Genomic DNA, 8,692 nt, shown 5'->3' with positions numbered 1-8,692 from the left:
GTACGGCTGGACGTCCAACCTGGAACAAAGCCTGAGGATGAGCTATAGCGGGCCGATCGTCTATACGGATGCGGATGGCACCACCCATACCTTTGCACCAGAGTACGGATCGGGAGGAACTCCCACAGGGACGTATAAGGCTCCCGGAGGAGTCAATCTCACCTTGGTGAAAAACGGGGATGGCACCTTTACCCTCATCACACCGGACCAGACCAAGTACAACTTCAATACATCGAAAAAACTGGCCTCAATCGTGGACTCCAACGGCAATACCACGAGCGTGACGTATACCAATAACCTGCCGTCCGCAATCACGGATCCGTCGGGGCGAACCCTGACGCTCACCTATGATGCCAACAACCGGGTCAGCAAAGTGACCGATCCGGCCAATCGGACGGTGGAGTATACTTATGACACGAACGGCAACCTGACCGGGGTCACTCATAAAGACGCGTCTGGCACGGTTCTGTCCACGGAGACGTATGGCTACGACAGCAACCATAACCTGACCTCGATCACTGATCCCAACCGTCATACGAAAACGATCGGTTACGACCCGGCAAATGACCGGACCACGTCTGTTTCCTATCCGATCACGGTCGGCGGAACAGTGCAAACGGCAACAACCACGCTCGATTATGATCCGGCCAACAACATCACCACGGTGACCGATCCCAAAGGCACAAAAACAGTCTATACCCATAACGCCTACGGGAATGTCATCCAAACGACGCAGGATCCGACCGGATTCAATATTAAAAACACGTTTACCTATGACGACAAAAACCAATTGATCAGCCAAAAGGATGGCAATGCCAACGCCAATAACAGCTCGGCCACATACAACTATACCTATGACAGCAACGGCAACCTGACCAGCGTCACCACACCGATGAACAATACGAGCAGCACCACCTATGACAGTGACAATAACCCGATCACGGAAACGGATGCGAACGGAAACACGACCAAAAACCAATATGATGACAATGACAACCAGACGGCTACCACGGATGCCGCTGAGAAGTCTTCAGCCACTGCCTATGATTCGTACGGCAATCCCGTGTCCGAAACCTCCGAGATGAGCCCGGGCAACAACCTGGCGATCAACGGCAGCGTTGAAATTGACCGCGATGGCGACAGCTGGCCGGATAACTGGACCAAGGTTCCCAGCGGATCTTCCAATATCACATGGGATTCGTCGGGGCTGACCACGGCGGATGGAATCACGCTCGGAAACAAAAGCATCAAAATCTCCATCCCCGGTGATTCAACCGGCGCGGCCGCCATCGCCAGCGACAAGATTCCGTACGACCCGAACAAAACCTATGTCCTGAGCGGGTATATCAAAACCAGCGGCGCCACCGGGCGCGGTGCCATCTACGCCTTTGGGTTCAACTCGCAGACCGGGGAGTACACCTACATCGCCGGAGCGGGCATCACCGGAACGCAAGGCACCACCCGCATCCACCTCTCCCTGGATCCGGGAGCATTGCAAGGCTATGACCAATTGCAAATTCGCGGATACGTCACTGGGATCAACGGGCATTATGCGGGCACCTATTGGTTTGACGGATTGCAGATCGAAGAAGGGTATTATGGCGCATACAACGTGGTCGAAAACAGCGATTTTGAACGGGATAACGACCCGGCGGGGGACAAAATTCCGGACCGCTGGTATTTGTCAGGAAATACGGCAGCAGGAGACGGCCTGGACACCACCGAAAAGTATAACGGCAACAACTCCGTCAAACTGGTGGGCGATTCGAGCACGTACAAGTCGATCTACCAGGACGTAAACTTAACGGGCGGTGCCGGTTCGGTCCTGACCGTATCCGGTTTCTCCAAAGTGCAAAACCCGAACCCGGGCGGAGGCATTTACGGGTTGATCGTGGAAACATACAGCGGCTCGACCAAGGAAGAAACGTTCACCTACAACTTTGACAAAAGCAAATCGCACGACTGGCAGCATATCGCCAATGAAATCAAGACCAGCCAGCCGTTTGACCGGATTCGCGTCTACTACGAATACAGCAATCAGGCGGGAACGGCCTGGTTTGACACGATCAAAGTGGTGCCGGACGCTATCACGATGTACCATACCTATGACAGCAATGGCAACTACGAAACGAAGACCACTGATCCGGAAGGGCGTGTCACGCAACATACCTATGACACTGTCGGCAATCCAACCAGTGAAACCGTCGGCTCCGACACTACCCAATATGCCTATGACGGGTTGAACCGCCTGACCAAAGTGACGGATGCCAAAAACAACGTTACGCAGTACCAGTACGATGCGAACGGCAACAAAACCAAGGTGACCAATGCCCGCGGGAAGGAAACCACCTACACTTACAACGAATTAAATCAGGTGCAAACGGTCACGGATGCCAACGGGAAAACCACGAGCTACGATTACGACATTAATGGCAACCAGACCAAGGTCAGCCAGCCCAACGGCAACACGGTCGAAACCGGATATGACAGCGTCAACCGGCAAAATTCCGTTTCCTACAACGGCACCAAGGTCTACAGCTTCCAGTATGACGCGAACAACAATGTCACCAAGGAAACGGACGAAACGACGGGCACATCGATTAACTACCAATATGACGACGACAATCGCCTGACTTCCGTTCAAGAGCCAAACAGCAACCAGACCGATTACACCTATGATGCGAACGGCAACGTCATCCAGCAAAAGCTGACTGCCGGCAGCACGGTGATCACGCAAGGATTTGCCTACAACAGCAATAACCAACTGGTCAAAATCACGTCCAACGGGGCAAACCAGGCCTGGTTCAACTACAACGAGCAAGACCAGGTGGCCCGCCGCAAAACGGCCGACGGCAACATGACCTTTAACCGCTATAACGGCGCCGGAGATCTGGTCGAACGGGACATCTTCGACAAAAACGGCAACTTGCTCTACAGCTATCTCTACGCATATGACAACAAAGGGCGGATCACCTCCGTTACCGAAACAGACGGAACCAACCCGCCGAAAACGACGTCTTACCAGTATGACGCACTGGACCAATTGACCAAAGAAACCCGGCCGGACGGAACGGTGATCGAATACACCTATGACGAAACGGGCAACCGCCTCACCAAGAAAGTTACCCAGGGCGGAAACAGCACGACTACGACATACACCTACGACGACGCCGATCAACTCACTTCGGTCAACGGCACGAACTATACCTACGACGCCAACGGCAACCTGACCAGCGATGGCAACAAAACCTATGTCTATGACGCGGCCAACCGCTTAACCGCCGTCAAGGACAGCAACGGCAACACCATCGCCTCATTCACCTACCGGGCCGATGGCATGCGCAAAACGATGACCACCGCCTCAGGCACGATCACGTTCCATTATGACCAAAACAACAATGTGTCTTATGAGACAGATCAAAGTGGAGCCGTCGTTGCCAGCTACACCTATGATGACAACAATTTGCCGGTCAGCATGACCCGGGGTGGAAAAACGTATTTCTACCAATTGAACGGCCATGGGGATGTCGTGGCACTCACGGATAGCACCGGTGCCGTGGTCAATACGTACACCTACGATGCCTTCGGCAACCTCGTCAGCCAAACCGGAACGGTGGAAAATCCATACTTGTATGCGGGTTATAGATATGACAAGGAAACAGGCTTGTATTACTTGCAAAGTCGGTACTACAACCCGGATACGGGAAGATTTTTGACAAGGGATAAGTTTGAAGGGTTTGAGCAAAAGCCGTTGAGTTTGAATAAGTATGCTTATGTTGAAAATAATCCTGTTATGCAATCTGATCCTACGGGACAGAATCCTCTCTTAGTTATTATAGGAGAAATAATTCTAGATGCATTGATTGCCGCTTTGGTTTCGACTGCTTTTGATATGCTTTGGACTTATGGCTTCAATTGGAGCCATTGGAGATGGAGTGTTATCTGGCCTAAGTTTCTACGATATTTTTTGGCTTCGTTACCGTTTACTCGTTGGCTGAAGTTACTTTCCTTATCAGCGATATCAGGCATTCGTTATTCCATCTATGTGGCTTGGGTCTCTTCAAAAGCGCGTGGTTTTTGGTCAGGATTAAGGGCCATGAGAAGAGTTGTTGTAAAATTTTGGAAGTGGCATGTTTTAGGAAGACTCAGAAGGTGGCTGTAAGAGAATTTCTATAAAAGTACTAGCAAGCAAGTGTTGCTATAAAACCTTGCTTGCTAGAAACCTAAATACTTTGGTAAGAGGAGATGTCTATTATTGTCTCAGAATAGTCACTTGGTTCAATTCAAAGAAAGCAGTATAGGTCCAATTATACTCATTCAATTATCAGATAAAGATTTACTTCATTTAACACAATGTATCACTGAGTTAGAATATAGAATAGAAGATTCATGTGTTTTTTCCTCTCAAACTTGTGAGCAAAAAACAGTACGTATTGTTTTTAATAGAACCGTAAAAGATCAAAGCCATATAAGGAAATTCTTTTATTATTTTATAAGCCTTTTTGTACTATTAGGGAGTGTAATTGGATTTGTATCTAGTATTTACTATCTAATCCAGTTACTTATAAGTGGGTGAAAGGCATTGTCAAGTATGGTAGAGCCTAATATTAGAATTTGCAATCGGGTAGAGGAAATTGAGGTTCTAATAGAGCTAGATGTAAACCAAGTGAAAAAATTAAGACGTAGTCTAGATGATCTTTATATTGATGGTGGACAATTTAATTTTTTATGTGAAAATGAAGATGGTCAAAAGGTGATGGTGTTGTTTCAGAAAGTTCATCTTAACGGAGAGCAGATGGAATTGGATAATCATACGGAAGAAAACTGGATTTCATCTGTTATTGATTTCCTTCGTATTCCAGTAACAATCTTTTTTTTCTTGCTAGGTTTGTATTCAATCTATCATTTGATTAGATAATCCGGCAAATATCTATAAATACTACGGTTGCAGGTTTCAAGTGAACCAAATTTTCATGAGCGGGTTATTCTCACAGGAATAGAAATTCAAAAATCGTTAGTAATTAACATTCTCTCTTATTTCAGTACAATGGAATTACTACGACTCGAAATAAATTTGAGTAACTATTGACCAGCGTAATTTTGGAATTTAATGAAACGAAAAACTTATTTTATAGGCGGGAAGATAATACATGGATTTATCGATAATTAAAAAGATAAAAACAATAATAAATTTGTTAACTTTCTCTTTTTCCATAGCTCTTATTTATTTTATGTTTACTGATACTACCCCCCCTTGGTTTGACTACTTTTTAGGAAGTGCCTTCATGTTAGCAGCTATTAGATATGGAATAGATTCCTTTATGGAGGAAAAAGAAAAAGATAAAAAATCATTTTTTATAGTTGCTATCATGTTTATCATAATTGCCATTCTAATTCTTCTCGTAAAACCTATTAAATCAGGACTCATTTAATAGTCATAAAAATATATCGGTATAATGACCCCATACGCTTCCAGACAAAATGATAATAGTAGGAAGTAAGAAAGGGGTTATTTTTATTGGGCGGAAAAAGATAGATATTTGAGACCCTATTGGCTACAACGGCGCCGGGGATCTGGTCGAACGGGACATCTTCGACAAAAACGGCAACTTGCTCTACAGCTATCTCTATGCGTATGACAATAAAGGGCGGATCACCTCCGTTACCGAAACAGACGGAACCAACCCGCCACAAATGACGTCTTACGAGTATGACGCACTGGACCAATTGACCAAGGAAACCCGGCCAGACGGAACGGTGATCGAATACACCTATGACGAAGTGGGTAACCGCCTCACCCAGAAAGTCACCCAGGGGGGAAACAGCACCACCACAACGTATACGTACGACGATGCTGACCAACTCACTTCGGTCAACGGCACGAACTATACCTACGACGCCAATGGCAACCTGACCAGCGATGGCAGCAAAACCTATGTCTACGACGCGGCCAACCACCTGATTCAGGTGAAAGACAGCAGCGGCAACACCATCGCCTCGTTCACCTACCGGGCCGATGGCATGCGCAAAACCATGACCACCGCTTCTGGCACGATCACGTTCCACTATGACCAGAACAAGAACGTGTCTTATGAGACGGATCAAAGCGGAGCCGTCGTCGCCAGCTACACCTATGATGACGACAATCTGCCTGTCAGCATGACCCGGGGTGGGAAACTACCAATTAATTGACCGTGGGGATGTCGTGGCACTCACCGATAGCACCGGTGCCGTGGACGTATACCTACGATGCCTTCGGCAACCTCGTCAGCCAAACGGGTACCGTCGTCAACCCCTATACGTACGCGGGTTATAGATATGACAAGGAAACGGGATTGTATTACTTGCAAAGCCGGTACTACAATCCGGATACGGGAAGATTCTTGACGAGGGATACGTTTGAGGGTATTCCAAGTGATCCATTAAGCCAGCATAAGTATATATATTGTCAAAACAATCCTGTGAACAATATTGATCCAAATGACATTCGATGGTTGGCCGTTACCTGGCAGCCGCTATACGCCATGTTTTCGCAGGGGTAGTAGAACTTTACGCTGGTTTAGCGTGGCTTGAAAACAGGCCTCAATCATATTATTATAGCTACCTTAAAAAAATAATTGCTCGGGTACTATCGAGGATTTTAGACTGGCAATGCGTGTATTACCATTTGAAATAGAAACAGGTCAATTGGAGCTAGCAGCAGTTACAATTGGATCAATTATAGCCTATGCTTATTACGCCCCATTCCATACGTATATGGCAATCCGTAATTTTTATCAGGCAGCAAGAGATATAAGGATAGCTATTCGATATGCATGGTTAAGTTGGTTTTAAAATATAGTCATTTTAGTCGAATAATTAGACACAGCCCGAAACAGGCTGTGTCTTACTAACATTTCAAGGTAAGGTGAGCGTGGATGATGGATGACATTTTTGTAAGCTTGCTATATTTGATAGGGATTATTGTTTTGACAGTAATCATTATTTTATATTTTGTCGGTTCTTTAAAAACCCGTTTAGGAATAATAATGGTCCTGATTTATTATGTTTGGTTTGTTTTTTATCTTTGTTTTTCGAATATCTGGATTGAGATGTGGCATTATTTTGTAAAAAAGGAATATGATTCTTTATCTGATGACCTTTTCCTTTTGTTTTGCGAAATTTATTTAATGGTATTTTTTGTAAAGAAATTGAAGGAGGACACTGGTTCGGATTGATGTTTGACTGTTCGCCGCCTAAGATGAGATGGCCGGAGATAAGTTCATAAACTAATCAGAATGGGAATGCTGGCTGGAATGTAGAAAATTAGATTAAATGATAATTATTCACCTATAAAAATAGATCGATCCGAAATAATGAATAAGATTTAATTGAATTAAAATCCACAGTAAAAATAAGATGTGGATTAATTTGGAGCTAATCGACGAACAAAAAGCAATGAATGATCGGCCAAACCTGTCCATAATAGGATAAGATGTCTCGTCATTCTGGATTAATTTAAGTTCATATTTTGACCAGTATATCTACATAAAACTGTCCCAAAGTTTGCAAAAGGTACGCATCAGTAACGTCATGCAAAAGTTAAATGTGAAAGGACGATCTCAAGCCGTTGTGGAGTTGGTAAGATTGGGCGAATTAAAGATATAGTCTGCATGTGACCCTGCCGCATTTGCAAAAAAGGCAGGGGTTTTTATGTGGGGAAAAAGGCCGAATGGATTAAGATGTCAGTACAATGTTTGACCGGGTGGAGATTTTTGCAAATCAATGAAGAGGAAGCCTAAGTCATGCGGAAGATCTTCGATTGGTACATACTTACGGGTGAGGTTTTATGCGGGTCACCAGCGAATGAAACCGGTGAAAAAGTGGATTCGGAGAAATGCTTGATAGGATGGTAATGAGATGAAAACAGATGAACACTGAGCTAATTGCAGCAACCTACTGTTTATCGGCTATTTTGAGCTTTTACCTATATAAATTAGCAGAAAATACTTTCTCTTTAAAAGTACGAAAAGTTGTTTCAGGTAAATTTTTAGAAGAGGGAGGTCGACGTCCCTACCCACTGATTCATTAGAAGTTGTTTTCCTGAAAACCATAAAAAAGCTTCTTCCTACGAATAACTTTATTGTAGAGTAGAGAGTTAATACTACTAATCATTTTTGAAAAGTCCCTGTGGTGGGGCTTATTTACCTAGAGACTCTTTTTCAATTAGACTTGGGGAAACTTCAAATTGAATCCAAAAACCTTGGGTTATGTTTTCTGGTTTTTCCCCAAGGGGGTCGTACCGTTTATTGAACCATCTTATAAAGGAGCGTCATGTATTGAAAATTGGCTTCATTAGTTGTACCAAAAAGAAAAAGGAATTTTCTTGCCCATCAGAAGAAATGTATTCTGTTTCGCCTCTATTTCAAAAAGCTTACTTATACTGTAAAGACTATTATGACAAAGTTTATATCTTGTCAGCTAAATATGGTTTATTAAAGCCAGATCAAGTAATAGACCCCTATGATCAAACGTTAAACAGCATGAAGGTATGGGAGAAAAGGGAATGGTCTGAACGTGTTTATAAGCAGTTTTTGAGTGAGAGCAATTTAACGTGTTACCGCCGGTCTATAATTGACCCAGGATCGCCGAAAAAGAATTGACCCACTCCCCGTCGAATAAATCCCCTTCGAATAATACCGCCAAATTTCTT

At 44.6% G+C, this 8,692-nt stretch carries 6 protein-coding genes and 1 pseudogene; all 7 read left to right on the top strand.

Going from position 1 to position 8,692, the window contains the following annotated elements; genetic code table 11:
* Positions 1-4,162, top strand: a 4,162-nt coding sequence (locus I8U19_RS16820; RefSeq protein WP_198056595.1) for an RHS repeat-associated core domain-containing protein, incomplete at its 5' end; no start/stop codon positions are given.
* Positions 4,163-4,582: 420 nt separating this feature from the next.
* Positions 4,583-4,918 (top strand): hypothetical protein, encoded by a 336-nt coding sequence (locus I8U19_RS16815; RefSeq protein ID WP_198056594.1) that lies wholly within the window; start codon positions 4,583-4,585, stop codon positions 4,916-4,918.
* Between the two features lie 232 nt (positions 4,919-5,150).
* Positions 5,151-5,432, top strand: a complete 282-nt coding sequence (locus I8U19_RS16810) for a hypothetical protein (protein ID WP_198056593.1) — start codon at positions 5,151-5,153, stop codon at positions 5,430-5,432.
* A 118-nt stretch (positions 5,433-5,550) separates the two neighbouring features.
* A complete protein-coding gene (locus tag I8U19_RS16805) occupies positions 5,551-6,192 on the top strand; it encodes a hypothetical protein (protein WP_483316416.1) in 642 nt (213 codons plus the stop codon).
* A gap of 8 nt (positions 6,193-6,200) precedes the next feature.
* Entirely contained in the window at positions 6,201-6,542 is a 342-nt protein-coding gene (locus I8U19_RS16800) for an RHS repeat-associated core domain-containing protein (protein ID WP_198056591.1), read from the top strand.
* A gap of 1,015 nt (positions 6,543-7,557) precedes the next feature.
* Positions 7,558-7,647 (top strand): annotated as a pseudogene (locus I8U19_RS16795) (helix-turn-helix domain-containing protein); the annotation flags it as partial.
* 602 nt (positions 7,648-8,249) lie between these two features.
* Positions 8,250-8,642 carry a DUF6884 domain-containing protein gene (locus tag I8U19_RS17835; RefSeq protein ID WP_370589816.1) on the top strand — a complete coding sequence of 131 codons (393 nt, stop codon included), beginning with the start codon at positions 8,250-8,252 and terminating at the stop codon, positions 8,640-8,642.
* Positions 8,643-8,692: the final 50 nt, after the last annotated feature.

It is taken from the genome of Thermoactinomyces sp. CICC 10523, from assembly GCF_016055105.1.
Taxonomy (GTDB): Bacteria; Bacillota; Bacilli; order Thermoactinomycetales; family Thermoactinomycetaceae; genus Thermoactinomyces_A; species Thermoactinomyces_A daqus.
The sequence above is the reverse complement of the archived record's forward strand: the minus strand, read 5'-3'. Positions and strand labels throughout refer to the sequence as shown.